Source organism: Escherichia sp. AM3 (assembly GCF_032029835.1).
In the GTDB taxonomy this organism is placed as follows: domain Bacteria; phylum Pseudomonadota; class Gammaproteobacteria; order Enterobacterales; family Enterobacteriaceae; genus Escherichia; species Escherichia coli.
In genome coordinates this window covers 1-260 of record NZ_JAVUPQ010001082.1, presented here as the reverse complement: position 1 = coordinate 260, position 260 = coordinate 1, and the positions used below count along the sequence as shown (strand labels likewise).

General features: G+C 49.2%; 1 pseudogene. It reads left to right on the top strand.

From position 1 onward, the window contains the following. Window positions 1-260 (top strand): annotated as a pseudogene (locus RTW80_RS29805) (cyclic diguanylate phosphodiesterase); the annotation flags it as partial.

Below are 260 nucleotides of genomic sequence, written 5' to 3'. Positions count from 1 at the left end.
ACGCCGCCATCAGAAAACTTCAGCCGCTTACAGTCTCTGTTATTTACGCTGGCTGTGACAGAGTGCAGTACACGCTGGGATTTGTGCGTTACCGTCACACACCATGATGCCGGACTGGCTTCGCTCTCCCACGTAGTGATGGTGCTTCTGTGCTTGTTTTTATACTTTATCTGGGTATCCCTGACGCTGTTTTCTCTTCGACTTTATGAAGACCGACGTTCTCTGGAACGAACACTGGTCAAAGCGGTAAAAGCGAATAC